At 72.4% G+C, this 26,304-nt stretch carries 25 protein-coding genes; 13 read left to right on the top strand and 12 right to left on the bottom strand.

Annotated elements, in window-relative coordinates; all coding sequences use genetic code 11:
- Window positions 1–294: 294 nt before the first annotated feature.
- Window positions 295–1,563: an MFS transporter gene (locus tag ACGFI1_RS28085; protein ID WP_386873945.1), complete on the bottom strand. Its 1,269-nt coding sequence runs from the start codon at window positions 1,561–1,563 to the stop codon at window positions 295–297.
- A 253-nt stretch (window positions 1,564–1,816) separates the two neighbouring features.
- Here ACGFI1_RS28085 and ACGFI1_RS28080 point away from each other — a divergent pair, with 253 nt between their 5' ends.
- From ACGFI1_RS28080 to ACGFI1_RS28060, 5 genes are all read left to right on the top strand, one after another.
- Window positions 1,817–2,983 carry a cytochrome P450 gene (locus ACGFI1_RS28080; protein WP_392789411.1) on the top strand — a complete coding sequence of 389 codons (1,167 nt, stop codon included), beginning with the start codon at window positions 1,817–1,819 and terminating at the stop codon, window positions 2,981–2,983.
- A 247-nt stretch (window positions 2,984–3,230) separates the two neighbouring features.
- A complete protein-coding gene (locus tag ACGFI1_RS28075) occupies window positions 3,231–4,763 on the top strand; it encodes a M28 family peptidase (RefSeq protein WP_392789409.1) in 1,533 nt (510 codons plus the stop codon).
- Window positions 4,760–5,821, top strand: coding sequence for an aspartyl/asparaginyl beta-hydroxylase domain-containing protein (locus tag ACGFI1_RS28070; RefSeq protein WP_392789407.1), 1,062 nt, complete (start codon window positions 4,760–4,762; stop codon window positions 5,819–5,821). The genes ACGFI1_RS28075 and ACGFI1_RS28070 overlap by 4 nt, the downstream gene beginning before the upstream one ends.
- 5 nt (window positions 5,822–5,826) lie before the next feature.
- Window positions 5,827–6,603: a class I SAM-dependent methyltransferase gene (locus tag ACGFI1_RS28065; RefSeq protein WP_392789404.1), complete on the top strand. Its 777-nt coding sequence runs from the start codon at window positions 5,827–5,829 to the stop codon at window positions 6,601–6,603.
- Window positions 6,604–6,635: 32 nt separating this feature from the next.
- Window positions 6,636–7,394: a sulfotransferase family protein gene (locus ACGFI1_RS28060; protein WP_392789401.1), complete on the top strand. Its 759-nt coding sequence runs from the start codon at window positions 6,636–6,638 to the stop codon at window positions 7,392–7,394.
- Window positions 7,395–7,404: 10 nt separating this feature from the next.
- Here the strand turns inward: ACGFI1_RS28060 and ACGFI1_RS28055 are convergent, their stop codons facing one another.
- Complete coding sequence (locus tag ACGFI1_RS28055; RefSeq protein WP_392789397.1) at window positions 7,405–10,605, bottom strand: BTAD domain-containing putative transcriptional regulator; 3,201 nt, start codon at window positions 10,603–10,605, stop codon at window positions 7,405–7,407.
- Between the two features lie 149 nt (window positions 10,606–10,754).
- On the opposite strand from ACGFI1_RS28055, the gene ACGFI1_RS28050 reads away from it, so the two are divergent.
- A complete protein-coding gene (locus tag ACGFI1_RS28050; protein WP_392789395.1) occupies window positions 10,755–11,348 on the top strand; it encodes an NADPH-dependent FMN reductase in 594 nt (197 codons plus the stop codon).
- A gap of 38 nt (window positions 11,349–11,386) precedes the next feature.
- On the top strand, window positions 11,387–12,841 hold the full coding sequence (locus tag ACGFI1_RS28045) for an MFS transporter (RefSeq protein WP_392789392.1): 1,455 nt from the start codon (window positions 11,387–11,389) through the stop codon (window positions 12,839–12,841).
- A gap of 59 nt (window positions 12,842–12,900) precedes the next feature.
- Here the strand turns inward: ACGFI1_RS28045 and ACGFI1_RS28040 are convergent, their stop codons facing one another.
- The gene (locus ACGFI1_RS28040; RefSeq protein ID WP_392789390.1) at window positions 12,901–14,112 is read right to left on the bottom strand and encodes an FAD-dependent monooxygenase; all 1,212 of its coding nucleotides are present in this window, start codon (window positions 14,110–14,112) and stop codon (window positions 12,901–12,903) included.
- A gap of 142 nt (window positions 14,113–14,254) precedes the next feature.
- On the opposite strand from ACGFI1_RS28040, the gene ACGFI1_RS28035 reads away from it, so the two are divergent.
- Window positions 14,255–15,034, top strand: a complete 780-nt coding sequence (locus ACGFI1_RS28035; protein WP_138639797.1) for an IclR family transcriptional regulator — start codon at window positions 14,255–14,257, stop codon at window positions 15,032–15,034.
- Window positions 15,035–15,167: 133 nt separating this feature from the next.
- On the opposite strand, the gene ACGFI1_RS28030 is transcribed toward ACGFI1_RS28035, so the two are convergent.
- From ACGFI1_RS28030 to ACGFI1_RS28015, 4 genes are all read right to left on the bottom strand, one after another.
- Window positions 15,168–15,611 (bottom strand): DUF3592 domain-containing protein, encoded by a 444-nt coding sequence (locus tag ACGFI1_RS28030; protein ID WP_392789387.1) that lies wholly within the window; start codon window positions 15,609–15,611, stop codon window positions 15,168–15,170.
- Window positions 15,612–15,845: 234 nt separating this feature from the next.
- Complete coding sequence (locus ACGFI1_RS28025) at window positions 15,846–16,280, bottom strand: hypothetical protein (protein ID WP_387072686.1); 435 nt, start codon at window positions 16,278–16,280, stop codon at window positions 15,846–15,848.
- Window positions 16,281–16,433: 153 nt separating this feature from the next.
- Window positions 16,434–17,414, bottom strand: coding sequence for a helix-turn-helix domain-containing protein (locus ACGFI1_RS28020; protein ID WP_392789385.1), 981 nt, complete (start codon window positions 17,412–17,414; stop codon window positions 16,434–16,436).
- A 193-nt stretch (window positions 17,415–17,607) separates the two neighbouring features.
- Window positions 17,608–17,994, bottom strand: coding sequence for a hypothetical protein (locus tag ACGFI1_RS28015; protein ID WP_392789382.1), 387 nt, complete (start codon window positions 17,992–17,994; stop codon window positions 17,608–17,610).
- A 384-nt stretch (window positions 17,995–18,378) separates the two neighbouring features.
- On the opposite strand from ACGFI1_RS28015, the gene ACGFI1_RS28010 reads away from it, so the two are divergent.
- Together ACGFI1_RS28010 and ACGFI1_RS28005 are read left to right on the top strand one after the other, a co-directional pair.
- Window positions 18,379–19,467: a zinc metalloprotease gene (locus tag ACGFI1_RS28010; protein WP_392789379.1), complete on the top strand. Its 1,089-nt coding sequence runs from the start codon at window positions 18,379–18,381 to the stop codon at window positions 19,465–19,467.
- A 22-nt stretch (window positions 19,468–19,489) separates the two neighbouring features.
- Entirely contained in the window at window positions 19,490–19,810 is a 321-nt protein-coding gene (locus tag ACGFI1_RS28005; protein WP_386873960.1) for a hypothetical protein, read from the top strand.
- Between the two features lie 81 nt (window positions 19,811–19,891).
- Here the strand turns inward: ACGFI1_RS28005 and ACGFI1_RS28000 are convergent, their stop codons facing one another.
- The 3 genes from ACGFI1_RS28000 to ACGFI1_RS27990 all read right to left on the bottom strand — a co-directional run bounded on the left by ACGFI1_RS28000 (window position 19,892) and on the right by ACGFI1_RS27990 (window position 22,421).
- Window positions 19,892–21,046 (bottom strand): hypothetical protein, encoded by a 1,155-nt coding sequence (locus ACGFI1_RS28000; RefSeq protein ID WP_392789377.1) that lies wholly within the window; start codon window positions 21,044–21,046, stop codon window positions 19,892–19,894.
- 25 nt (window positions 21,047–21,071) lie between these two features.
- A complete protein-coding gene (locus ACGFI1_RS27995) occupies window positions 21,072–21,551 on the bottom strand; it encodes a peptidoglycan-binding domain-containing protein (RefSeq protein WP_392789374.1) in 480 nt (159 codons plus the stop codon).
- 303 nt (window positions 21,552–21,854) lie between these two features.
- Window positions 21,855–22,421, bottom strand: coding sequence for a TetR/AcrR family transcriptional regulator (locus ACGFI1_RS27990; protein WP_387072675.1), 567 nt, complete (start codon window positions 22,419–22,421; stop codon window positions 21,855–21,857).
- 71 nt (window positions 22,422–22,492) lie between these two features.
- Between ACGFI1_RS27990 and ACGFI1_RS27985 the strand changes: the two genes are divergently transcribed.
- The 3 genes from ACGFI1_RS27985 (at window position 22,493) to ACGFI1_RS27975 (ending at window position 24,936) form a co-directional block, all read left to right on the top strand.
- A complete protein-coding gene (locus ACGFI1_RS27985; protein ID WP_392789372.1) occupies window positions 22,493–23,626 on the top strand; it encodes an FAD-dependent monooxygenase in 1,134 nt (377 codons plus the stop codon).
- 78 nt (window positions 23,627–23,704) lie between these two features.
- Window positions 23,705–24,334: a ClpP family protease gene (locus ACGFI1_RS27980; RefSeq protein ID WP_386873965.1), complete on the top strand. Its 630-nt coding sequence runs from the start codon at window positions 23,705–23,707 to the stop codon at window positions 24,332–24,334.
- A complete protein-coding gene (locus tag ACGFI1_RS27975) occupies window positions 24,331–24,936 on the top strand; it encodes a ClpP family protease (protein WP_386873966.1) in 606 nt (201 codons plus the stop codon). Before ACGFI1_RS27980 ends, ACGFI1_RS27975 begins: the two co-directional genes overlap by 4 nt.
- A 4-nt stretch (window positions 24,937–24,940) precedes the next feature.
- Here the strand turns inward: ACGFI1_RS27975 and ACGFI1_RS27970 are convergent, their stop codons facing one another.
- Together ACGFI1_RS27970 and ACGFI1_RS27965 are read right to left on the bottom strand one after the other, a co-directional pair.
- On the bottom strand, window positions 24,941–25,297 hold the full coding sequence (locus ACGFI1_RS27970; RefSeq protein WP_138639810.1) for a helix-turn-helix domain-containing protein: 357 nt from the start codon (window positions 25,295–25,297) through the stop codon (window positions 24,941–24,943).
- A gap of 94 nt (window positions 25,298–25,391) precedes the next feature.
- A complete protein-coding gene (locus ACGFI1_RS27965) occupies window positions 25,392–26,183 on the bottom strand; it encodes an alpha/beta fold hydrolase (RefSeq protein WP_392789368.1) in 792 nt (263 codons plus the stop codon).
- Between the last annotated feature and the right edge of the window lie 121 nt (window positions 26,184–26,304).

Genomic DNA, 26,304 nt, shown 5'->3' with positions numbered 1-26,304 from the left:
TTCAGAGGAGCCACCTGCGCCAAAGCACCCATGTGCACCACAACAGAGCCGCCCCGATGAGAGCCTCCAGGCACCGCACCCACCACAGCGCGTCCCCGGCCAATGCCAAGACCAGCACCAGAACCAACCCCAGCGAGCCGACCAGCACAACCGCTATACGTCGAAGCACGCGAGACAGCATTTCGGGAGCCTAGCCCGCGGCAGGGCACCGTTGATAGCTGGGATGGAAGGGAACGCGGCTCCCCCGACTCGTTGTGTTGAGGATGGCGGCGGCTACGCCGCTCCCCCATCCGATCAAGACATGGGCTTGGTGCCTGGTGAGCGGGCCGGCGGCTCTTTTTCTCGGGGTGTCGGGTCGAGGTCTTTGCGTGGAGGGTCCTGCGGCTTGGTTTCGGTCGGGACGCGTACCAGCCAGATGGCGCATACGGCGGTGACCGCGGCCATGAGGATCAGCAGGACCCGGTAGTCGACGACCAGGGACAGTGCCGCGCCGAGGGCGATGGAGACGGTCTGCGGGGTGCTGACCACGCCCATCGACGCGGTCAGTGCCCGGCCGCGCAGGGCGTCGGGCGTGCGTCGCTGCACCGCCATGACCAGGCCGACGGTCGTCCAGCACATGCCGAAGCCGAAAAGGAGCGCCCCCACCGCCACCGGGAGGATGGCGGGCGCCAGATAGACCAAGGACGCCACCGTCACCAGGGCGATGCCCGACATCACCGTGCGCAGGTCGCCCACGCGGCGGATGGCGGCGCCCGCCGTCAGGCCGGCGCAGACGGCGCCCGCGCCCTGCACACTGCTCAGCACGCCGACGAACGCGGGAGCGCGGTGCAGCCCGTCGTCGACGATGGAGAAGATGAGGGTCTGCGAGAAGCCCGTCACCAGCATGGCCAGGCCCAGCGCGCCCACCAGCGTGCGCAGTTGCGGGGACCGGTAGATGTGGCGCAGGCCCGACAGCACCTCTTCGCGCAATTCCAGGGCACCGGTGACATGACGCTGGTCACCGGGCGCCCGGATGAGCCACACGCATACCGCGGCCGCCAGGAACGTCGCCGCGTCCAGCAGGGCCACCACCTGGCCGCCCGCCACGGTGAACAACGCCGCGCCGAAGAGGGGAGCCAGCAGCTTCACGCCGTCGGCGGAGGTCTGGAGCAGGCCGTTGGCGTCGGGGAGTGCGTCCTCGTCCACGATCGCCGTGACGAGGGCGGCCTGGGTGGCGGTGATGACCACGCCGGCGATGCCGTAGCAGAGGATGATCGCGTACAGCAGCCAGACCTGGCCCTCGCCGCGCACCAGCAGGCTGAGCAGCATGACGCACGCCATCGCCAGGTTGGTCACGACGAACACCTGGCGCCGCGGGAATCTGTCGATGAGCACCCCGGCGAACGGGGCGAACAGGAACGGCAGGGCGACGAAGAAGAACGCGCCGCCCGCCGCCGCATTGCTGCCGGTCAGCTCCTTGACCCAAATGCCGAAGGCGATGATGAGAGCCCGGTCGCCAAGGGTTGACAAAGACTGCCCGATGATCAGGAGCCGAAACCCTCGATTGGTCAGGAGAACCCGCACAGGCGACCTCCTTGGCGGGGCGGCGGAACTACAAGACCATGCCATATCCGAGCCTTCATGGATATGGAAGACCGGTGGCCGGATCCGGCACTCGGCAATTCCGCCTGATCCATTTACCATCGGTAAAGATCATGTGTCGGACGACCCATCGGACACCTGAGCGACTGCGTCGCCGTCCTCCCGGCCACCCGCAGGGGAGGCGGCGAACTGGCCCGAGGCCGCTCGCCGGTGCCGTCCGTGCGAGGAGGTCGATATGTCGGAGGCGCCGGTCGCGGATCCGGCCGCGGGACTCGCGGAGCCCGCGGCGCTGCTGGACCCCTACGCCTTCTTCGGCCGCCTGCGCGAGAGCGCGCCCGTCCACCGCAGCACCTTCCTCGACTCCTGGGTGCTGACCCGGTACGACGACTGCGCCGCGGTCCTGCGCGACACGGAATCGTTCGCCTCGGACTGGCGCCGGATCGGCGAGGCCGTACCGGAGCCGTTGCTGAGCATCCAGTCGCTCGACCCGCCCGAGCACACGGCCATCCGGCACTTCATGGTCGACGCGGTCCGCGGTCTCGACTCGGGCGCGCTGCGCGAGCGCATCGCCGCGCAGGTCCGCGCACGGGCCGAGCGGCTGCGCGCGGCCGGGGAGTTCGACTGCGTGTCCGATTTCACCGCGCCGCTCGCGCTGGACACCATCACCGCGGTGCTCGGGGTGCCGCCCATCGACGCCGCGTGGTTCCTGCCCGTGTCGCAGACGATCGTGGACGGCATGGACGCCGGGATCTGGCCGGAGACCGCCGAGCCCGCCGTGCGCGCCCGCGCTGAGCTGGCCGAATACACCGGCCGGTGGCTGGACGACCCGCCGGCGGACGGGCTGGTGGCGCATGTGGCGGCCAAGGCGCCCGGCTCCGGCATCGCGCGCCCGGTGCTGCTGAACACGCTGCGGGCCGTCCTGCACGCCGGGTTCGAATCGGCGGGGCGGCTGCTCGGCAACGCTCTGGTCGTCCTGCTGAACTCACCGGAGAATTTGGCACGTTTCACCCGGGCCGACCTGTCACTCGCAGTGGAGGAACTGGTCCGGTACGTGTCGCCGGTGCAGGCCGACGCGCGGGCGTGTGTACGGGAGACGCGCCTCGGCGGCCGTGTCATCGCACCCGGCGAAGCGGTGACGCTGATGCTGGCCGCCGCGAACCGGGATCCGGCCAAGTTCGCCGAGCCCGACGAGCTGGACTTCGCCCGCCGGCCCAACCCGCATCTGGGGTTCGGCCGGGGCGCCCACGCGTGCCTCGGGCAGTCGCTGGCGGTCCTCCAGGCCCGGGTCGTCCTCGGCCTGCTCGCGACCGAGTTCCCGGGAATCCGCCTGGCCGAGAAACCCGTCTACCACCGGAATCTCACGCTGCGAGGCGTGGCCCGACTCAAAGTCCACCTTAGCTGACCGACCTCAGATCCGTCTTGACAGAAAGGAGGTGGCACGGATGCGTTACCTCCACTGAGTGGCATAGAGGGTGCCCGGCATATCGGAGCACGCTTCCCGCCTGCACCGATATGCCGGGCCACTCATTATTCACCGCGTCGGCCAACCTCAGAGACTCTCCGCGCACCTCAGCGCGGCCTCTGTCTCTTGGCACCACGTATTTTCATCTGGAACGCTTATGAGGGTGTTTGTGCGCACAAAAACCGCCTTGGTAACCGGCCTCGTCACCATAACCGCCACCATCCTTCCGGCTGCTCCACCGTCCGCCACCTCCCACGCCTCCGCGACCCCGCTCCACGCGGCTCCCGCCCACGCGGCGGCAGGTCCTTCGGGCGACGGGTCCGGGGAGCTGTGGCTGGCGCGGCTGCTGGCGGGGTCCACCCATGGCGCCGACGCGTGGCGGCACCTGCGCGTCCTCGACCGGATCGCCGCACAGAACGGCGGGGTGCGCGCCACCGGTACGCCGGGGTTCGAGGCCTCCGCGCGCTACGCCGCCAAGGTGCTCACCGCCGCCGGCTACCGCGTTCACCGGCAGCGAGTGCCGTACACCGACTATCAGATCGACGCGGAGAGCGCGGCGGTGACCGCGCCCGCCGCCCGCCAGGTGCGCGCGATGGTCATGCGCTGGTCACCCGTCACCCCGCCCGGCGGTCTCGACGCCCACCTCGTCGTGCCCCGGGCCACGGCGGGCGACGCCGCCGGATGCTCCGCGGCCGACTACGACGGGCTGCCCGTGGCCGGATCCATCGTGCTCGTACGGCGCGGATCCTGCGGCTACACGGCGCAGCAGCGCGTCGCCGCCGGGCTCGGCGCGCGGGCGATGCTGATCTACCTGGACACGCCGAGTCCGGACAACATCTACCGGCTGCACGCGTTCGACCCGACGGCGTTCACCATCCCGGTGGCCAGCGTCACGCAGACGCAGGCCGAACAGCTCGCCCAGGAGACCGCGCAGCACCAGGTGCGGCTGCGTCTCGACCTGCGCGGGCACGGGGTCGCGGGAGTCACCACCAACCTGATCGCCGAGACGCGCGGCGGCAGCGACGACCGCACCGTCATGGCCGGCGCCCATCTGGACAGCGTGTCCGAAGGACCCGGCATCAACGACAACGCCGCCGCCGCGGCCGCGCTGATGGCGACCGCGCTGCGGCTGGCGCCCCACCAGGACAAGGTGCGGCACAAAGTCCGGTTCGCGCTGTGGGGCGCCGAGGAGCTCATCGACATCGGCTCCAACTACTACGTGCACAACCTGACCCCGGCCGAACGCGCCAAGATCGCGCTCTACCTCAACTTCGAACTGATCGCCGCGCCGAACGGGGTGCGGTTCGTCCTCGACGGGGACGCGAGCGAGCAGCCGCCGGGCACCCCGCCCGGCCCGGCGGGATCGCAGGTCGCGGAGAAGGTCTTCAAGGACTACTTCGACCACGCCGGACTCCCCTACGAAAGCCACGACCTGCGGGCCGTCGGCTCCGACCACGAGCCGTTCGTGGCCGCGGGCATCCCGGTCGGCGGCCTGAACGGCGGCGTCCTCGGGGTCAAGACCGCGGCGCAGGCGGCCCGGTTCGGCGGGACGGCCGGGCAGCTGTACGACCACTGCTACCACCAGACCTGCGACACGATCGGCAACCTCGATCGCCGGGCTCTCGGCGAGAACGTGCCCGCCATCGCGTGGGCCGTGGGCCGCTTCGCCCTCGACGTCTCCGACCTGCCCGCGGCCGGCGCCCGGGAGCAGCGACCATGACCACGTACCACGAGGCCGTCGAATCGCCGACGGAACCGTCCGCCGCCTACCCGCCGTCGGCGCCGATGCGGCTCAGTTTCGACGTCGACGCGCTGCGCGCCGACCTCGACCTGCTGCGGCGCGGGCGGTGGCGCGCCCAGCGCGCCTACAGCCAGGACGGCACCGCCATGGAGTCCGGCGTGGACTGGCGCATCCTGCCGCTGCGCAGCGTCGGCGGCGATCCGGTACGGACCGACCCGGGCGGCCCGGGCCTGACCGACTTCGCCGACACCCCGTGGCTGGACGACGCCCCGGCGCTCGCGCAGGTCATCGACGCCCTGCCGGCGCCGGTCCGGGGCGTACGGCTGATGGCCCTGGGCGCGGGTGCGACCGTGCACGAGCACCGCGACTACAAGTACGGGTTCGAACGCGGGCTCCTGCGGCTGCACGTGCCGATCGACACCAACCCCGACGCCGTCGTGGTCATCGACGGCGTGTCCGAGCACTGGACGGCAGGACGGTTGTGGTTCGGCGACTTCGGCCGCAGGCACTACGTGGCGAACCACGGGGACCGCGCTCGGGTGCACATGGTGCTCGATTGCCTGGTCAGCCGGGAGGTCGTCGGGCTGCTGCCGGACGAGTTCCGGGAGCTGCTGCCGCTGAGCGAGGTGATGTTCGCCCGCGATCCGGTGCCGCTGACCGCGTCCGAACGCGACCGGCTGTGCTGCCGGTTCCGGCTGCCGGGCGACTTCGCGCAGTGGTCGGAGGAGGAGGTCGAGGCCAGGCCCGACAGCGACGCCGCGGTCCTCGTGCACGAGGACCGGCTCGTCCTCGCCATCGACGGCGAGCCCGCCTTCGGCCTGGAGCATCTCGGGCTGGGCGAGTTCCGCCTCACCGGCTGGAGCGAGGAGCGCACCATCGCCGTCGAGCCCACCGGCCAGGTGCGGATCAGGGAGCGCGCCGGCCGCGCCCTCCGCGAGTGGACCCGTCCGGCACAGCCCGTCCACGGCGGCCGGACGGCGCCGGCCGCGCACGATCCCCTGACGACGCGCCCTCGTCCCGACCAGACAGGCAGGTGACTCGCATGACCTCCTCCACCCGGGTCGCTCCGCTCGGCACCGACCCGTACGCCTTCCAGCCCGGTTACTACGATCTCTTCCGCGCCTCCCGCGGAGAGGGCGCCCTCCCCGACCCCCGGTTCTTCGCCGGCCGCGCGCCCCAGGGCGGACACGCGCTGGAGATCGGCGCGGGCACCGGCCGGATCACGCTGGCCGTGGCCGAGCGAGCCGCCACCGTACTGTGCCTGGAGAGGTCCGCCACCATGCGCGCGGTGCTGCTGGCCAAGCTCGCCGAACGCCCGCACCTGCGGGCCCGCGTCACCGTGCTCGACCGGGCGGCGCCCCACTTCGACCTCGGCAGCCGCCGCTTCGACTTCGTGTACCTGGCGGGCGTGCTGGAGCACGTGCCGCACCCCGAACGGCCTGTGCTCTTCGAGGCGATCGCCGAACATCTGGCCGAGGACGGCGAGGTGGCGATGGACATGGTGCTGTCGGAACCCGTACCGGACTGGCCCGAGCACGTCGCCGACGAGGCCGCCCTCGGCGACTGCCGGTACGAGATGTCGTCCGAGGCGCGGCCCGTCGGCGACGATCAGGCGCACCTGCGGTTCGTCTACCGCACGTACCACCAGGGCGATCTGGTGGCGACCGAGGTGGTGGAACGCGCCCACTACCTGCACCGGCCGGACGCCGTCGTCGCCGACCTGGCGGCGGCCGGGCTCACCCCGACTGCCGGAACCGCTCTCAACCCCGTCGCCGACGGCGAAGACCCCGGCACCCTGGTCGCCCGCCGTACGGCCTGAACGTCATCCACTTCACCCTGAGGAGAGTTCGCGTGCAGGTCATCGGCGTCGGTTTCCTCCGGACGGGCACGACTTCACTCGCGCTGGCGCTCGACCGGCTCGGGTACGGCCCGTGCTACAACATGCGGGTCCTCACCACCGAGCCGGAGCGGGCCGCCGACTGGGCCGCCGCGATGGACGGGCGGACGGTCGACTGGGGGAAGGTGTTCGCGGGCTACGGCTGCGCCGTCGGCTCGCCGGCCACCGCGTTCTGGCGCGACATCGTCGACGCGTTCCCGGACGCCAAGGTGGTGCTCACCGTCCGCGATCCGCGACGCTGGTACGACAGCGCCGCGCAGACCATGTCCGCCGTGCTCGCCAGGCCGCCGCTCCTGGTGCGGGTGCTGAGCTGGCGGGGCCCGCGCCGTCCCGATCCCGTGGCGCAGGTCCTCGACCGCGTGCAGCGGACGACGTGGGAACGTGAGATCGGCGGGCCGTTCGGCGAGCGCGCGGAGATGGCCGAGCGTTTCGAGCGGCACGTCGCCGAAGTGCGGGCGTACGTGCCCGAAGACCGGCTGCTGGTGTTCGAGGTCAAGGACGGATGGGCGCCGTTGTGCGCCTTCCTCGGCCGCCCGGTCCCCGACGAGCCATTCCCCCGGGAGAACGACGCGGCCACGTTCAAACGGCGGCAGCGGCAGGCGCTGAAGAAGAGGCTGGCCCCTCGGATCCTCGCCGCCACCGCGCTCGCGACCGGCGCCGCGATCACCTGGGCAGTACGCCGCAAACGGCGCCCACGCCGAGCCGGCAGGTAACCCAAAGACCTTACTGCGGGCGGGTGAGGCGGGAGCGGGGTGTGGCTTGGGCTTTGGCGAAGGCGTCTTCGCCTAGGACGGATCTTGCTGCGGTCGCTATGCGGTCGACGTCAGCGCGCTCTTCGGGCGGCAGAGGGGCGCCTACGGATTCGCGTAGGGCGGCGGCTTCGCCGAGGAGGCGGGCTGCTTCTTCCGGGGTGCCTCTCAGGGCCGCCGCGCCGGCCAGTCCTTCGAGGGCGAGCGCGATCGCCCTGGGGTCGCCGATGTCCTGCGCGACGGTGAGGGCCTCCCGGTGGAGTTCCTCGGCCGCCGCGGCGTCCCCTCGCTGCTCGGCGATGAAGCCGAGTTCGGCCAGGCCGAGCGCGATGCCCGGTGCGTACCGCACCTCGCGTGCGCGGGCGAGGGCGTCCAGCATGTGGGCCTCGGCGTCGTCGAGGCGGCCCGCGCGGCGGGCGGTGAGGGCCAGGCCGGTGAGGGCGAACGCCTCGCCGGGACGGTAGCCGTGCTCGGCGGCGAGCGTCCTGCCCCGCTCGTGGCGCCGGTCCGACTCGGCGTGGTCGCCGGCCAGCAGGGCGACCCGGCCGAGCCCGGACTGGAGCAGCGACACCTGGAGCCACAGCCCGAGTTCCCCGGCCAGCCGGAGCCCGTCCCGGCAGAGGTCGGCGGACCTGCGGTGGTCGCCCCTGATCTCCGCGAGCCGGCCGAGCAGTTCGACGGCCCGGACCCGCCCCCACCGCTCGCCCAGCTCCTCGAAGATCGCCAGGCTCTCCTCCCCGGACCGTTCGAGCGCGCCGAGGTCGCCGCGGACGAGGGCGTGGTTGGCCTCGGTGGCCAGGGCCGCGGCGGTGCCCCAGCGGTCGCCGAGCCGCCGGAACACCGGCAGGGCCCGTTCCACCAGGTCCCGGCTGAGGTTCAGGTCGCCGGCGCCGAGCAGCACGTCGCTGAGGAACCACTCCGCCCTGGCGCGCTCGCCCGGATCGGCGATGGCCTCTGAGGGCGTGCGGCCGTCCGCCGTACGGCCGCCCAGGAGTTCCAGGCCGGTCTGCCATGCCTCGGCCCGTGCCCTCGTCGCGGTAGGTGCTTCGGCCTGGATGGCCAGCGCCATCGCGAACGCGCGCCGTCCCTCGCCGATCCTGCCGCGCAGGAACCAGTACCAGGCCAGCGCGTTGACCAGCCGCAGCGCGTGGCCGGCGTCGCGCCGCCGCACGGCCTCCTCCAGCGCGCCGCGCAGGTTGGCGTGCTCGGCGTCCAGGCGCCGCAGCCAGCGCCGCTGGTCGGGGCCGTGGAGCTGCGGCTCCGCGCGTTCGGCCAGTGCGACGTGAAAGGTCAGGTGCCGGAGGCGGATCCGCTCGGTCTCGCCGGCCTCCTCCAGCCGGTCCAGGGCGTAGGCCGCGACCGATTCGAGCAGCCGGTAGCGGGCCTGGCCCGGTCCGCCGGCCCGGACCACCATCGAGCGGTCGACGAGGCGGGCCAGCACGTCGAGGACGTCCTCGGGCGGGATGTCGTCCCCGTCCGCGCAGACCTCCTCCGCCGCCTCCAGCGTGCAGCCCTCGTGGTGCACCGCGAGCCGCCGCAGGACGAGGCGTTCGGGCCCGGACAGCAGCTCCCAGCTCCAGTCGATCATCGCGCGCAGGGTCCGCTGCCGCGCCGGGGTGCCGCGGTGACCCGAGGAGAGCAGCCGGAACCGGTCGTCGAGCCGTTCGGCCAAGTCGTGGACGTCCAGCGCGCGCAGCCGGGTGGCCGCCAGCTCCAGGGCCAGCGGGACGCCGTCCAGCCGGCGGCAGATCGCGGCGACCGCGCGGGCGTTGGCGGTGTCGATCGCGAACCCCGGGACGGCGGCCGCCGCGCGCGCCTCGAACAGCCGGACGGCGCTGAACCTGCGGAGGCTCGCGGGCCCGTGGTCGGCGGGCGCGTGGGGCGCCTGCAGCGGCGGGACGGGCCAGACCGACTCCCCGGCGAGCCCCAGCGGCTCCTGGCTGGTGGCGAGGATCCGCAGCTCCGGCGCCGCCCGCAGGAGCCGCTCGCCCAACGCGGCGACGTCGTCGATCACGTGCTCGCAGTTGTCCAGGACGAGCAGTGCCCGGCGGGTCCGCAGCGCGTCGGCGAGCCGGGCGGCCGGGTCGGCGGGCGCGCCGGAACACGGCAGGCCGGGGGCGGTGTCGTCGCGGATGTCGAGCGCGGCGGTCACGGTCTCCACGAGCCGGTGGCCCCCCGATGCCTCGGCCGTGCGGTCGAGACCGGCCAGCTCGACGAGCCACACGCCGTCCGGGTGGTCGGCGGCGGCCCGCGCGGCGGTCTCCAGGGCGAGCCGCGTCTTGCCGACGCCGCCGGGGCCGGTGAGGGTGACCAGCCGGGCCGACCTCAGCACCGCCTGGACCTGGACCACCGCCTCGTCGCGCCCGATCAGCTCGCTGATCTGCGCCGGGAGGTTCGTTTGCGGCGGCGTGGTGGGCGCGGTGGCCAAGGCGGGGTCCTGCGCGAGGATCCGCCGGTGCAGTTCGGCGATCTCCGGCCCGGGGTCCAGGCCGAGTTCCTCGCGCAGCCGCGTCCGGAGGTCGGCGTAGGTCTTGAGGGCGTCGCTCTGCCGTCCGGTGGCGTACAGGGCGCGCATGTACGCGGAGCGGAGGCGTTCGCGCAGCGGATGGCGTTCGACCAGGTCGCCCAGCTCGCCGGCGAGCGCGCCCTGCTCACCGGTCTCCAGGTGCGCCTCCGCCCGTTCCTCCAGGGCGGTGAGGCGCTGCTCCTCAAGGAGCGCCGCCACCGGGCGCGCGAACTCGGCATCGGCGAAGTCGGCGAAGGCCGGCCCGCGCCACAGCTCCAGCGCCTCGGTCAGCAGGCCCGCCCGTGACCGCGGGTCAGCGGCCTCGCGCGCCCGCGCCAGCAGCGCGGTGAACCGCGTCGCGTCGACGGACTCGGCGTCCGCCCGGAGCCGGTAGCCCAGGGCGTCCTCGAAGGACACCAGTTCCCGGGCGCCGGGCTCGGCCTCGTCCAGGGCGCGGCGGAGCTGCGAGACCTTGACCTGCAGTGCCCCGGACGGGTTGCGGGGCGGCGCGTCGCCCCACAGGTCGTCGATCAGCCGGTCCACCGGCACCGGCCGCCCCTCGTGCCCGATCAGGACGGCCAGCAGCGCGCGGACCTTGGCCCCGCGCACCGCCACGGGGGCGCCGCCGGCCGTCCATACCTCCAGCGGCCCGAGCACCCCGAATCGCATGCCCCCACGATATCGGCCGCTTTCCCCCCGGGATCGGCCCGCTTACGCCGGCCCGCCGCCGGCGGAAAGCACGCGGTAAGTGCCGGATAAGCACCGGCCGCCATGCTCGCCCCACCGAGTCGTACAGGAAGTTTCGAAGGGAGAGCACGATGACCCCGACCGGGCCGCTGAACCTCGCCGTCATCGTCGGCAGCGTCCGGGACCGCCGGTTCGGCCCCACGGTGGCCGCATGGTTCGCCGGGGAGGCCGGCCGGCGCCCCGCCCTCCGCCTCGACGTCGTCGACCTCGCCGAGACGGCCCTGCCCGAGGTGCTCCCCGCCGACGGCGCGGGAACGTCCGAGGCGCCCGAACCGGTACGGCGGCTGGGAGAACGGCTGGACCGGGCCGACGCGTTCGTGGTCGTGACGCCCGAGTACAACCGCAGCTTCCCCGCCTCGCTCAAGACGGCCGTCGACTGGTACGTGGACGAATGGCAGGCCAAACCGGTCGGCTTCGTCTCCTACGGCGGAGTCTCCGGCGGCCTGCGCGCCGTCGAGCACCTCCGGCAGGTCTTCGCCGAACTCCACGCCGTCACCGTCCGCAACACGGTCAGCTTCCACTCCTGCCGGGACAGGTTCGACGACCACGGCCGCCCGATCGACGCGGCCGGGTGCCGCGCGGCGGCCGAGAGCCTGCTCGACCAGCTGACCTGGTGGGCCCGCGCCCTGCGGGACGCCCGCGCCGAACGCCCCTACGCGGCGTGACTCAAAGCCTTGCCCCGAACCCTTCTGAGGAGACCGCGATGTCATCGCGCAAGAAGCCCACCACAGGCGCCCGTCCGCGCTGGAGCCTCGGCCTGCTGGCCTTCTCCAGCCTGATCACTTCGCTCGACTTCACCATCGTGTACGTGGCGCTGCCCGACATCGCCCGCGATGTGGGGCTGTCCGGTCACGCCACCCAGTGGGTGGTCAGCGCCTACGCCATCTTCTTCGGCGGCTTCCTGCTGCTCGGCGGCCGCTCGGCCGACCTGCTGGGCCGCCGCCGCATGTTCGTCCTGGGCATGCTTCTGTTCGGCGGTGCGTCGCTCCTGGGCGGGCTGGCCACCTCGCCCGCGACGCTGATCGCCGCGCGGGCGCTCCAGGGGATCGGCGGCGCCGTCCTGTTCCCCGCCACGCTCTCCCTGGTCACCACCAGGTTCGCCGAAGGCCCCGAGCGCGTCCGGGCTCTGGCCGTGTGGGCCATGGCCGGCGCGGGCGGGCTGAGCCTGGGCGCCCTGCTCGGCGGTGTGCTGACCCACGCGTTCGGCTGGGAGGCGGTGTTCGTCGTGAACGTGCCGCTGGTCGTGGCCGGCACCGTGGGCGCGTTCGTCCTGCTCGACCCGGACGGCCCGCGCGAACGGCGGCGCGGCTTCGACATCCCCGGCGCCCTGACCGGCACGGCCGGACTGACACTCCTCGTCTTCGCCATCGCCCAGGGCCCCGAGACGGGCTGGGCCGCGGCCCCCGTCCTCGCCTCCGCCGTCCTCGCCGTGGCGCTGCTGGCCGCGTTCGTCGTCATCGAGGCCCGCACCCGGCACCCGCTGATGCCGCTGCGGCTGTTCGCCAACCCCAACCTCCGCGCCGGCCTGCTGGTGATCCTCGCCTTCGGCATCACCATGCAGAACCTGGTCTACTTCCTCACCCTGTACTTCCAGGACGTGCTCGGCTACACGGCGCTGCAGGGAGGGCTGGCCTTCCTGACCCTCTCGCTGGTGATCGGCATCGCCAACGTCGTCGCCGAACGGCTGATCATCCGCTTCGGCGCCCGGACGACCCTGATCACCGCCCTGCTGCTCGGCTCCGCCGGCGGCGCGCTGATGGCCGCGGGCATGCACACCGACGGCTCGTACTGGACGATCCTCGCCGGCCTCGTCGTCTACGGCGCCGGCATGGGGACGATCTACCCGACCATGTTCGGCACCTCAGGCAACGGCGTGGCCGACGAGGACCAGGGCGCCGCCGGGGGCATGGCCAACACCGCCCTCCAGATCGGCACCAGCGTGGGCCTGGCCATCCTGGTCGGCGTCTCCACCTCCGGGCTGGCCGACCTGACCGGCGAGGCCCTGCGCGCCGCCACCTCCGACGGCCTGCGCGACGCGGTCTACGTCGCTGCCGCTCTGACCCTCGCGGGCATCCTCGCCGCCCTGACCGTCCCCCGCCGCACCGCCCCGGCTCCCGTCGCCCCCGCCAGCGAGGACCACGTCCCCACTCTTCACTGACCCACCGAACGAACGAACGGCATCCAACCGCCCCTAGACCTGCGCGGGCACGCCGGACGTCATGTGTCCGGTGTGCTCGCTAGGGCGTTTTCGGGGTCGTAGTTGTAGATCCAGGCGTTGGCCACCAGGGGGTCGGCAGTGGTGAAGGAGTCGTCTCGGGCCTGTTGCTCTGGGCCGTCCGGGAGGTGGTTCACGAGGGACCGGGCGTGGCTGACCTCTTGGAGACGGGTGGTTCGGGGGATCCGCAGTCGCTCGTAGCGGCGCAGGGCCCGGGGCGGGTCGTCGGGGGCGTCGGCCAGGCAGCGGGCGAGGACGGCGGCGTCCTCGATGGCCTGGGCGGCGCCCTGCGCGAAGAAGGGGAACATCGGATGGGCCGCGTCGCCCAGGAGGGTCACGGCGCCCTCGCTCCAGCGCCGCAGGGGCGGCCGGTCGAGGAGGGCCCAGCGGCCGGGGGTCCCGGCCGCGCGGATGAGCGCGGTGAGCCTCGGGTCCCAGCCTTCGAACTCGCGCAGGAACTCCTCGACCGTCGCCGTCGCGGTCCAGGACTCGACGGCGTCGTCCCCCGCGGGGGCGAACGCGACGAGGTTCACCGAGCGTCCGGCGGAGACCGGGTAGTGCACCAGGTGGTGGTCGGGGCCGATCCACAGGGTCTGGGCGTTGCGCCGCGCGAAGGCCGGGGCGCGCTCGGACGGGACGAGCGCGCGGAAGGCGCAGATGCCCGAGTAGGTCGCGGACGCGGCTTCGGTGATCACGCCTCGGACGATCGAGTGGATCCCGTCCGCGCCGATCACGACGTCGGGCTCGACGGTCTCACCGTCGGCGAAGCGCAGCACCGGCTGCCCCTGGCTCTGCAAGGTCAGTTCGACGCACCGCTTGCCGAGGCGGACGCCGTCGTCGGGGACGGCCGATCGCAGGACGTCCAGCAGGTCGGCGCGGTGCGCGGTGTAGGTGTGCTCGCCATAGAGCCGCTCGCATGCCGAGGCCAGGTCCTCGGCGGACAGGACGGTGCCGTCCCGCCACCGGCGGAACTCCCAGCCGACGTCGAGCCGGACGGCACGCGCGGCGAAGGCGTCCAGCACACCGAGCCGGCGCAGCAGCCGGGCCATGTTCGGGGCCGCTACCAGCCCCGCGCCCACCTCCCTGAGCTGCGACGCCTGCTCGTAGACGGTGGCCGCGATCCCTTCGCGACGCAGGAACGCGCCGGCCGCCAACCCGCCGATGCCGCCTCCGACGATCGCGATCCGCGGTCCTGCGGCTCCTGCGCCGATCATCTGCTCACGCTCCCGCCCTCCTCGGTGAACCCGGTACCGCGATGATCCCCTCCTGCTCCTCTAGCGCCATCGGGGTGTTCATCTGATGAACATGGTTGTTAGGCTGCCGGGTCACCCGAGACCGGAGGGGGTGCGTACCCGCATGCCGCGTACCCGTGAACCGGGCAGGACGGTGGGTTCCCGCCTGCTGGACGTCCTCTTCGCCTTCGGGCCGGACCACCCCGACCTGAGCCTGGCGGATCTGGTGCGCCTGACCGGCATCCCCCACCCGACCGCGCGCCGCATGGCCCTCGAACTGGTGAAGGCGGGCGCCCTCGACCGCCGGGAGGACGGGCGGTTCACGGTCGGGCTGCGGCTCTGGCGGCTCGGGACGCTGGCCCCGCTGACGGAGTCCTTGCGAACCCTCGCGCAGCCGTTCATGGAGGACCTGCACAGTGCTCTGCAGCAGCATGTGCAATTGGCCGTGCTCGAAGGGCGTCAGGCAGTGGTCATCGAACGGCTGTCCGCGCCGAGTGCTCTGGGCTTGATGTCGCAGGTCGGCGGACGGCTCCCGCTGCATTGCTCCGGCGTGGGCAAGGTGCTGTTGAGCCACGGCGGCCCGGACCTGGTGGAGAGCGTCCTGGACGGCGGCCTGCGCAAGTACACCTCGCGGACGATCACCGACCCCGGGGAGCTGCGCAGGCAGATCGCCGCGTGCCGCCGGACCGGTACGGCGACCGTCCACGGCGAACTGACCGGGGAGGCCGACTCGGTGGCCACCCGGATCGTCGACGGCCGCGGCCGGGTCGTCGCGGCGCTGTCGGTCGTCCTGCGGAAGGGGTCGGTCAAGCACCAGGCCGCGCTGCCGTCCGTGCTGGCGAGCGGCCTGGGCATCTCGCGCCAGCTCGGCTGGCGCCCCGGGACGGCCGTCCGCCACGGCTGAGCGCGGACGCGGTCGGCGGCGGCGAGGATCGCGGAGGCGCCGCCGGCCGGCGGGTGGATCGCGGCGCCGCCCAGGTTTCGCTCAGGACGGCGCATCCCTCGCGAACGCCGGGGCCGGTGCGGGCGTCCGCGGATCAGCGCTGGAGGGGAGGCGCGTCCGTGGGAGACCGCCGGACCACCAGGTCCCGGGCTCGGGCCCTCTTGTCCCGGCTCCGGTATGCGAAGGTCCCGAAGACTCCGAGGTTGACCAGCCAGATCAGCCCGTGTACCTGCCATCCCGGCCCCTGGCCCGGCCGTCTGGCGTCCACCGCGCTGTCCGCCGGCCGGGCTCCCTTGTACCACACGCGGACGCGCTCGCCGGCCTTCGGCATCTCCACCCAGGCGCCCTCCTCGATGGAGGTCCGCACCCGCTGACCTGACGAGGTCCTGAAGTCCACGTCCGCGTAGCCGGTTCCCTTCGCGTCGGTCCACATCCTGACGACGGCGGCGGACGCCTCGTCTCCACCCCACGCCGCGTGGATTTCGAGGGAGCTGGTGACTGCGCAGAACACCCCGGCTCCGGCGATGAACGTCGCCATCCCCCCGGGGACCGCTATCGGTCCGCGTCTGTGCCTGCTCACTCGGAAACGAGCCCGATGGCGCTGTTCGAGCGCCTCCATCCACGTCCCCCGACGGCTCACAGCGCCTCCCCCGGTTTCTCATGTGACGCCTTCCTCCGCCCCGGGGTTGCCCTGACCGAGCCGTCAGCGATCGTGTGAGCACAGGCCGGAGAGGCCCCGGAACACTCCGGAGCCCCTCCATCGCGCTCGCCGTCAGCAGCGGAACTGGTTGACCTCCCACCGTTCGAAGGAGCGGCCGAGGTCGGGGCGCCACGACTGGCCGGCCTGGACGGTGCTGTAGTACTTCCACCTGCCGCTGGAGTCGGTCGTCCTGATCTCGGCGCAGTACCCGGAGGCGACGTAGTAGCCGTCGGCATAGGGCCAGCCGAAGCCGGCGGCGCAGTCCGTGCGCTGGCCGACCGGCAGGACCCTGTCGTAGTAGCCCTCGGCGTAGATCTTGCCGTAGCCCCGCCAGTCGAACATCACTCCGAGGCCGATGTCGCCCTGGTTGCTGATGTAGCTGGTTCCGGGCGAGCACGCCCTGGCGCCCGAAGGGGATCCGGCGGGTGCGGCGTTCGCGGTGGCGCTCAACGGGAGCATGGCGGCCACGCTCAGGACCAGCACCAGCAATCTCTTCCCGTACTTCATCGTCCTCCTGCCCTTTCGGAACGTCTCCGGTTCTCTTCGATCGAGGGTGCGGGACGCGGAGGATCATGTCGTTACGGCGGAGTGCACACTTCTTTAGTGAGCGTGCACTCCCGACGGACGCGGCACGTGGCCTGGGCTTATGGGTGGCTGGCCCTATGGGGAGCTGGTCGCCGCCGTCCGGCGGAACTGGCGGGGTGAGAGGCCGTAGGCGGCGCGGAACGCCTGGCTGAAGTGGGCCGAGCTGGTGAAGCCCCAGCGGGCCGCGATGGCGCCGATCGGGGTGGCGGTGAGCAGCGGGTCGCTCAGGTCGCGCCGGCACTGTTCCAGGCGGCGTTCGCGGATCCAGCCCGCGACGGTGCGCTCCTCGGCGCGGAACAACTGGTGCAGGTAGCTCAGCGAGATGTGGTGGGCGGCGGCGATCGCGCTCGGGGTCAGGTGCGCGTCGCCCAGGTTCGTCCGGATGAAGGCGTGGATCTGGGCGAGGAGCGCGCGCCGCCGGCTGCCGGGCGGTACCGCGCTGCCGGCCTCCAGGGCGTCGGCCAACGCGGCGGTCAGGACGTCGAGAGTCAGCGTGGACACTCGCGACGCCTCGGCCGCACTGAACTGTTCGAGGCGCCGAGCCAGCTCCAGCAGGTACTGCGAGGCCAGCGCACCGATGCCCCGATCGCCACGGATCCGGACCGCGCTGAGATCCCGCAGCCCCCGTTCGGGTAAGGGCAGCACGGAGCGCGGGAACTGCAATGAGAGCAGTTGGCCGCCCGCAGGGTCCGTCGATCCGAATCTGGTCAGGTAGGGACGTGAGCTGTCACGGAGCATCAGGTCCCCGGTGCGCAGTTCCGCGTCGCGGCCGGCTTGTTCCGCTGTGGCCTCACCGCGTACGGCGCAGGTGATGAAGAAGGTCTCCGGGTCCGACTGGCGGATGAGCCGGGGCGTGCGCTGGATCGTCAGCGACCTCGCGGTCAGCAGGGTCGCCTGGACGGAGCCGAGCCCGCCGAGTGCGACATGGGCCTGGAACGTGTCCTCCAGATGGGGCTCGCTGTGCGCATCCAGCGGCATCCACATCTTCGCGCTCATCTCGCGCCAGAAGGCGAACCGCTCTTTCGCCGGAACGGCGGCGAAACTGACCACGTCCATGACCCACCAAAGCTGTTGGCGCCGCGGGGTTCGACCAGCAGCATCACCCGGGAGGCCGCGCCGCCGCAACCGCCAGCGCCGATACACGGTGATGGCATGCGTGAGCAGGCCCCGGACGTGCGGCAACACCGTCCGGGGCCCTCGCCCCCGTTCTGGCCCGCGCCGCGCGGCCGCGGAGCGCGCCGGCCGCGGGTCAGATGGTCACGCAGGGCAGGCCCACCGAGTGCCATTGCCCGGCGACGCGGGACCAGCCCTCGGCGCACACCTGCCCGGTCCCCCGCGCGGACCAGCGCTGCGTGTCGTGGCCGGCGGGCCAGTAGCCGTTCGGCGAGGACCGGCGCGAAAGGCCCGGCCCCCAGACGTCGAGATGCCCGTCATTGACGGTGGTGTGGTCGAACTCCGCCCAGACCTGGTAGCCCAGGCCGGTGTACGCCGTGTAAACGCACACGTTCCAGTTGCAGCCGGACGGCCCGTTCACGTCGGTCGTCCCGGCGGGCGCGGCCTGCGCCGCGCCGGCCGTGGACAGGACGAACGCTGCCGCGGCCGACGTGGCGAGCCCCGCCATACGGCTGGTTTTCATGCCTTCCCCTTTCCGTTCTGCTTTCCTCCCAAAGGATGTGGCCACGACCGGGGTCTTTTCTTTCACCTGCGTGCACGGTTCTTTAGCCTCAATACACCGATGGCGCATCGGGCCGTGGTGCAGCACCCGCCGCATCACGTTCAACACGACCGGGCGCCCTCCGCCCCTTCAAGACGGCGCCGGTGCATTGCCGGAGCGCAACGCCGGAAACCGGGTTTTCGAGCGGCATGTACTTCGCTTACCTCATGAAAGGGTTGAAACTGCAATAGTTGCCTGATTTTGGATGTTTTTGGGTTTTCGCGACTTAAGACTCGGGCGGGGCAGGTAGGTCTACCGGCAGGGCAGGCCCCACGCGGGGCCGGTGAGACGTGAAAGGACTTCGCCATGACCGAGAACTTCCCGGCACCGAGACGCGACCTGTGCGGCGCCATGCACGTGCACCGCCGGCTGCTGAACGAGAGCATGACCTACCGCGCGCAGCGCGCCCGGATCGAGAGCCGGGCACTCCAGTACGAGACCGGGCGGCGCAGTTCGGTGCGCCGCGGAGTGGTCACCCTCCCCGTGGTGGTCCACGTCGTCCACAACACGCCGGAGCAGAACATCGACGACGCGCAGATCCACTCGCAGATCGACGTCCTCAACCGCGACTTCAGGGCGGCCAACCCCGACGTGTCGCGGGTGCCGGAGGTGTGGCGGACGCTGATCGCCGACAACGAGGTCGAGTTCGCCCTGGCCACCGTGGACCCGCTGGGCGACCCCACCGACGGCATCATCCGGGCCGCCACCGACCGGACCTCCTTCGACGTGGACGACGGGGTGAAGGCGGCCGCGACGGGCGGCTCCGACCCGTGGCCGACCGACCAGTACCTCAACGTGTGGGTGTGCCGGCTGGGCGGCGGTCTGCTCGGCTACGCGCAGTTCCCCGGCGGACCGCCGCCGACCGACGGCGTGGTCATCCTGCACACGGCCTTCGGGACGACCGGCACCGCCACCGCCCCGTACGACGGGGGCCGCACCGCCACCCACGAGATCGGCCACTGGCTCGACCTCTTCCACATCTGGGGCGACGACGACGGCGCGTGCAGCAACGACGACCGGGTGGCCGACACGCCGAACCAGGCGGACTCCAACGTCGGCAAGCCGGCCTTCCCGCACGTGACGTGCGACAACGGGCCGAACGGCGACATGTTCATGAACTACATGGACTACGTCGACGACGACAGCATGTTCATGTTCACCCAGGGGCAGCGGGAGCGGATCAACGCCTGCCTGGAGGGGGCGCGGGCCTCCTTCCTGGTCGCGCGGCAGGCGGCGCCCGCGAAGCAGCCCGCGGCGGCGGTGGCGCCCGCCCAGGCGCAGGCGGAGGACGGCGACGTGGAGCGGCTCCTGCACGACTCCGAGCGGCTGACCAAGGAGGTCCTCGCCGACATCCAGAACATGCTGGGGCTCGTCGGGCACGAGTCCGGCAAGTGACCCGCCGGGGAGAGGGGACCGCATGAACGGTCCGCCGCCGGACGTGACCGGCGCCTGGATCCACGCCTTCGAGGAGGACACCGGGGAGGCGGCGGTGTACCGGCCCGCCGACCACCCGTTCCGTCCCGCGCGGCGGCCGCGGCGCCGGATCGAGTTCGGCGCGGACGGCACGTTCATCGAGCATCGCCCCGGGCCCGACGACCGTCCGCGTCCGGTGCGGGGCCACTGGGCGTGGCAGGGGGCGAACCGCATCGCCGTCACCTTCCCGGAGGGACGCGGCGGCGCGCCGTTCGGCATCACCGTCCTCTCCCGCACCGGCGATCGGCTCCTGATCGCGAAGTGAGCAGGACCGCGATGCCAATCGCCGATTACGGAGTCTGAAAGGGACGGTCAGTGAGGCTGGACGCTTCAGAAGCGTCCAGCCTCACTGCTGCGGTGGTGGTGGCGGCCGGTCCGCCGGGCCTCGCGGAGCCGGGGCCGGGGGCAGGGCGGTGTGCGCCGGGTCCCGGACGCTGTCGAGGACGGCCTGCCCCTGCCGGTCGACGAACTTGGTGAACAGCTCCTGCGAGTAGCCGAGGACGACGGCCCAGGCGATGATCTGCGCCGAGGAGTCCAGCGCGCTGAGCCCGGGGATGAACGCGCCGCGCATCAGCAGCAGGCCGAGCACCGCGGTGATGGCCCCGGTCGGCAGCTTGAGCATCGCCAGCGCGACCGGGATGCCGAACGCGGTGGACGTGCCGCGGATCTTCCGCAGCGCCGACGCCGCCGCGATCCCGGCCGCGACGAGGCCGACGAACTCGACGACGATGTAGTCGCCCCAGCCCGCCACCTCGCGGGTCCGCGCCGTGAGGTCCCCGGCGGGCACGGACGCCGCCGCGTTCGTCGGGCAGACGACGCCGAACTCGCCCTGCGAGCCGGGGCTCGGCGACGGGGTGAAGCACAGCGGGACGGCCGTCGTCCACAGCGCCGACAGCACCCCGATGAGGATGACGACCGCGCACAGGAACACGGTGATCCACTGGACGATCCGCACGAAGCTCTCGGCGCGCAGCTTCTCGCGCAGCGCGGCCTGCCGGGCCGCGTCCACCGCCGCGACGAGGCTGATCAGCTGCGCGTCGGTGAGCGGCACGGACCGTCCGGCCTCCTGCGCGTCGCAGGTCTCCCGGGCGATTCGCTCCACGAACACTCGGTTCTCGTCGGTCGGCGGCAGGTGCTGCTTGACCGTCGCGTACATGGCGGGCAGGTACGACTGCAGCTCCAACGGCGAGAGCGTCCGCATCCACAGGGACCGCCCCGAATTCAGATGGAGTTGGGCGGTCGTTATATGGGCTCCGGACAAGAACCTGCTGTGGGCAACGGCGTCCACAGCGTTCTCTGCCCGCTTCAGCGCCTCCTCAGCGCCGTGCAGCAGTTGGGCGTCGCGGGCGGACATCTCTCCGTGGTCCCGGCGGGCGGCCAGGAGCGCGCCGAGCTCGTGGACGCCCGCGCGCACCTCTTCGCAGAGCACCCAGGAACCGCGCTCGTGCCGCCACCCCCGGAACCGCGAGGCGCCGGGCGCCCGGCCGATCACTCGGCTCATCCGCACTCCCGGATCCGGGCCGCCGTCAGACGGCGATCGCGACCCGCTCGCGCCAGGCGGCCTCCCAGGTCGCGCGGTCGACCTGCCCCGTCACGGGGAGGCCGAGGGCCGCCTGCAGGGCCCGGCACGCGACGGCGGTCTCCTCGTCGAAGGAGCCGTCGATGTTCTTGATCCGCCAGCCGCGGCCGTCCGCCTGCCGCTCCCAGGTGACGACGGCGTCGCCGTAGGAGCCGACCCGCAGGACGTCGGCCGGCGCGGGCGGGGGCTGCGTGCTCGGGGCCTCCCAGGCGGCCCGCCAGGTGATCGGCCCGACGATCCCGTCGGCGTTCAGCTGGTGCTCCTGCTGGAAGTTCCGGCAGATCCGCTGGCTGCCCTGGCCGTACTTGCCGTCCGGGGCGATGTTCCAGCCGCGGTTCTTCATCTGCTGCTGCCACATCTGGACGGTCGTGCCGCTCGTGATCGGCGGATATTTCATCAGCGGGGGCTGGAACGGTGGGGCCGACATGGCATCTCCTCTCCTCGCACCCTTTCTTTCAGTGAAACAGCGCGGGTAGGGCGGGACCACCAAGGGACCGTAGGTCGTCGACAGAGTTCCGTTCGATCGGCCGCCCGATTTCCGGGTTGCGCAAAACCCGGCGGCGCCCGTCCGGCCGGGCCCTGACGACAGCCGAGACGCCATGCGAGTGCTTAGTCAGCCCCGCGCAAATGACAAATCATCTATTGCCGTCGCGACATATCTGAGTACGCGAGCCCGCCCGGCGCGTGCCACGACGAATTGTCCGCGCGAGGCCGTTGCACCCGGCGCGGATCAGCGCAGGAGGCCGGCGAGGAAGGCGGCCACATCGCGGCGCAGTTCGTCCAGTGTCGGATCCTCGCCGGCGCCGGCGAGCGCGTAGAACATGACGCCCTCGGCGTAGGCCACGAGGCGGCGCCCGTCGTTCTGCGGGTCGGCGGAGCCCAGGGCCGCCATCAGCGCGACGGCCGGCTCCCGGAAGTGGCGGCCGCTCGCGTCGTACAGCGACCGCAGTTCCGGGCGCCGGGTGGCCTCCAGCGCCAGCTCGTAGCGGGCGAGGGTGCGCCGCCTGCCCTGGGTGAGCTGCGCGTGCAGCAGCCGCGCGAGCAGGTCGGTCGCGGGTTCCGGCCGGTCGGGGACGGACGCGATCCCGAGCGCGGCGAACTGCCGCTCCTCGAGTTCGTTCAGCCGTGCCAGGGCCAGTTCCAGCAGGGCCGCGCGGGTGCGCGCGACGTTGGAGGCGGCACCGGGGGGCAGTCCGGCGGCGGCGTCCACGGCCCGGTGGGTCAGCCCGCGCATCCCGCGCTCGGCCAGCAGCGCGATGGCGGTCTCGGCGACCAGCTCGGCGCGCGTCGTTCCCATGGTCGGACACCCTACTTGCCGAACGATCACTACATCCGTAGTCTGAACTACAGACGTAGTGGAGGTGTGCGGTGAAGGCGATCGTGATCGGTGGCGGGATCGGCGGGCTGACCGCCGCCGCGGCGCTCAAGGGCCGCGGCTGGGCGGTCGGCGTCCTGGAGCGGGCCCCGACGCTGGAGCCGGTCGGGTCCGGGCTGGCGATGATGCCCAACGCGCTGCGCGCCCTCGACACCCTCGGCATCGGGGACCGGGTCCGCGAGCTCGCGACGTTCGCCGGCGACGGCGGGATCCGGCGGCCGGGCGGCGGCTGGCTGAGCCGCACCAGCGCCGAGGCCGCCGCCGCGCGGTTCGGCGACCCGACCGTCGTCCTGCTGCGCGCCACCCTCGTCGACCTGCTGCAGGGGCTGCTCGACCCGGCGGAGGTCCGCCTCGGCGTCACCGTCGAGTCGGCCTCTCCCGACGGGACGGTGACCACCTCCGAAGGCGTGGAGAGCGCGGACCTCGTCGTCGCCGCCGACGGCATCGGCTCCGGCGTGCGGTCCGCGCTGTTCCCCGCGCACCCCGAGCCGCGGTACACGGGCCTGACGGCCTGGCGGCTGCTCGCCGCCGACCCGCTGGGGAACGGCTCCTTCTCCGAGACGTGGGGCCGCGGCCTGGTCTTCGGGCTCAACCCGATCGCCGGCGGCCGGGTCTATTGCTACGCCACCGCGCCCGCCCCGGCGGGGACGACGGCGCCGGACGAGAAGGGTGAACTGCTGCGCCTCTTCGGCGCCTGGCACGACCCGATCCCCGAGCTGCTGCACCAGGCCGACCCCGCGCGCATCCTGCGCAACGACATCTTCTTCATGCCGCGCCCGCTCCCCGCCCTGCACCGCGACCGGATCGTCCTGCTGGGCGATGCCGCCCATCCCATGACGCCCAACCTCGGCCAGGGCGCCTGCCAGGCGATCGAGGACGGCGTGACGCTCGCATACGAGGTCACGGAAGGCGCCGGGCTCGCCGGGTACACCGCCGCCCGGCGGGACCGCACGGCGGCGATCATGAAGCGGTCCCAGCAGATCTCCCGCCTCACCCGGATGCGGAACCCGCTGGCGGTGGCCCTCCGCGACGCGGGCATGTGGGCCGCCGGCCGGCTGGGGCAGAACCTCGTCCTCCGCCAGGCCGACCCCGTCATCAACTGGACCCCGCCCGGCGGACGCCTGTAGTGCCCACGCTGCTCTGAGCAGATCTGCCGTGGGCAGATGCGGCTATCACCGGTGCCGGGGGCGGCGCAAAGTGAGGGCATGAGCGAGGAACAGAAAATCCCGTTGTTCAACGAACGAGTGCGGAACGAGCTCTACCACCAGCGCGTCCTCGTGCTGGACGGCCCGCTCGACGACGACAACGGCACGCTGCTGGCCACCCAGATGATCACCCTGGCGCGGGAGGACGCGTCCGCCGACATCGCGCTGTGGATCCACTCCCCCGGCGGGTCGGTGCCGTCGATGCTCGCGATCCGCGACGTCATGCGGCTCCTCCCGTGCGACGTGTCCACGACGGTGCTCGGCATCGCCTACAGCGCCGGCCAGTTCCTGCTGTCGTCCGGCACCCGCGGCAAGCGCCGCGCCATGCCGCACGCCCGCGTGCTGATGCACCAGGGCTCCGCCGGGATCGCCGGCGCCGCCGTCGACATCGAACTGCAGGCGGGCGACCTGCGACACACCCGCGACACGGTGCTCGGGCTCATCGCCGAGGACACCGGGCAGCCCCTCGACCGGATCTTCGAGGACTCCCTCCACGACCGCTGGTACACGGCGCGGGAAGCGCTCGAATACGGGTTCATCGACTCGATCGTCAGCACCTTCGACGAGATCGCGCCGCCGACCCACCGCCCCGTCGGACTCCGCGTCCACCCCGAAGGAGCCGCCCGATGAGCACCTACACGATCCCGAACGTCATCGCGCAGCACCCGCGCGGTGAACGGATCATGGACGTCTACTCGCACCTGCTGACGGAGCGGATCATCTACCTCGGCACCGCCATCGACGCGGGAGTCGCGAACGCCCTCGTCGCGCAGCTGCTGCACCTGGAGGCCGACAACCCGGAGCGCGACATCCAGCTGTACATCAACTGCGAGGGCGGAGACCCGAGCGCGATGCTGGCGGTGTACGACACGCTGCGCTACATCCGCGCGCAGGTGGCGACGACATGCGTGGGGCAGGCGGTCGCCGTCGGCGCGGTGCTCCTGGCCGCGGGCGCCCCCGGCAAGCGCGCCGCGCTGCCGCACACCCGCGTCGTCCTGCACCAGCCGATGGGGCAGAGCCGCGGGGCGATCCCGGACCTCATCCTCCAGGCGGACGAGGTCGTCCGTGTGCGCTCGGACATCGAACGCATCCTCGCGCGGCACACCGGCCAGGACACCGCGACGCTGCGCACCGACACCGACCGCGACCGCGTCTTCACCGCGCAGGGCGCGCTGGACTACGGCCTCATCGACCTGGTGCTCGAGGAGCGGCAGCCGCTCCCCGTGGTGTGACGCCTTACGCGGCGAGCGCGTAGGCGGCCTGGCACGTCGGGCCGGCCGGAGCCCGTCCGGCCGGCACGGCCAGCAGGCTCGTCGCGACCGCGAGCGTCAGGTCGGCGAGCGTCATGTCCAGGGCGCCGGCGACCGCGGCGATCATCTCGCTCGACGGCTCCTTGACACCCCGCTCCATCTCGGAGAGGTACTGCGGCGAGACTCCCGCACGGCGCGCGGTCTCCACCAGCGTCTCGCCGCGCTCACGGCGCAACTCCCTCAGCCGGCCGCCGAGCGCGTCGCGCCACAGCGGCTCCGCCGGCGGGCGGCTCTCGGTCGGCGTCTCGTCGGCGGGCATGAGCGGTCGGACGGTCTCGGCCATGCGCACATCGTAAATCGGCGGCACTGTCACCCCCTAGCCGTTCCGCCGACCGCAGAACGGGGATCGGCAGAGAACCTGCCGATCCCCTCCCCCTTCAGCCGAGAACGTCCAGAAAACCTTTGACGGCGGCGGCAAATCCCGCAGGGTCCGTGGTGTGGACGAAGTGGTCGCCGTCGAGCTCGGCAAGACGAGTGTTGGCCCGCCGACCGACGATCTCACGGCCCTCCTCGGCCGTGATGACCTGGCTGCTACGGGCCATCACGAACAGAGCGGGGCAATCGCTGGCAATCCAGTCGGCCCAGTGGTCGCCCCGCGTTCCCTCCTCTGAGGCGATGGTGTCCTGCGGATGGAACGGCAGGCGCCAGCCACCGTCCCCGGTGGGCCGGAGCTTGTCACCGAGCAGCGGCGCCAGCGGGCCGATGGCGTCCAGAAGCGCCTCCCGGCTGGACGCGCTGTAGGGCATCGACAGCACGAACGACAGTGCGCTGGGCCCGTCGTCGAGGTCGCAAACCGGGCCCTCGACATTGACGATCCCCGTCACGCGTCCGGGATGCCGGGCGGCGATCTGAAAGGCGGTGATGCCGCCGCCGGAGTGACCGAGCGTCACAACCTGGTCGATCCCCAGATGGTCGAGCAGCGCGACCGCATCATCGACGTAGTCGTCACGCGTGTAGGAGGCGGCCCGGTCAGAGTCCCCGTGCCCCCGCTGATCAGGCGCGATGACCCGCCACTGCGGCGCCAACGCTTCGGCCAGCTGCTCCCACGTCCGCCCCTCGTAGAGATGCCCGTGCAGAGCCAGCAGCGGCCGTCCCGCCCCACCGAAGTCCAGAAAGGACAACCGCCGCCCATCGATGTGGACCTCGCCACGCATTCCAGTGCCGTTCATGCTTGAACCTCCATCAGGTGTCTCCCTCGATGAACAGCACCCTGTCCGCACCCACTGACCACCAACGCACCACCCACTGACAACCCCCACCCCTCCCGGTGCGCGGGCCCCGCGCCAACTC

It is taken from the genome of Actinomadura geliboluensis (genome assembly GCF_043197915.1).
In the GTDB taxonomy this organism is placed as follows: domain Bacteria; phylum Actinomycetota; class Actinomycetes; order Streptosporangiales; family Streptosporangiaceae; genus Spirillospora; species Spirillospora geliboluensis.
Note: the sequence above shows the minus strand (reverse complement) of the source record. Positions and strands in the feature narration are given on the sequence as shown.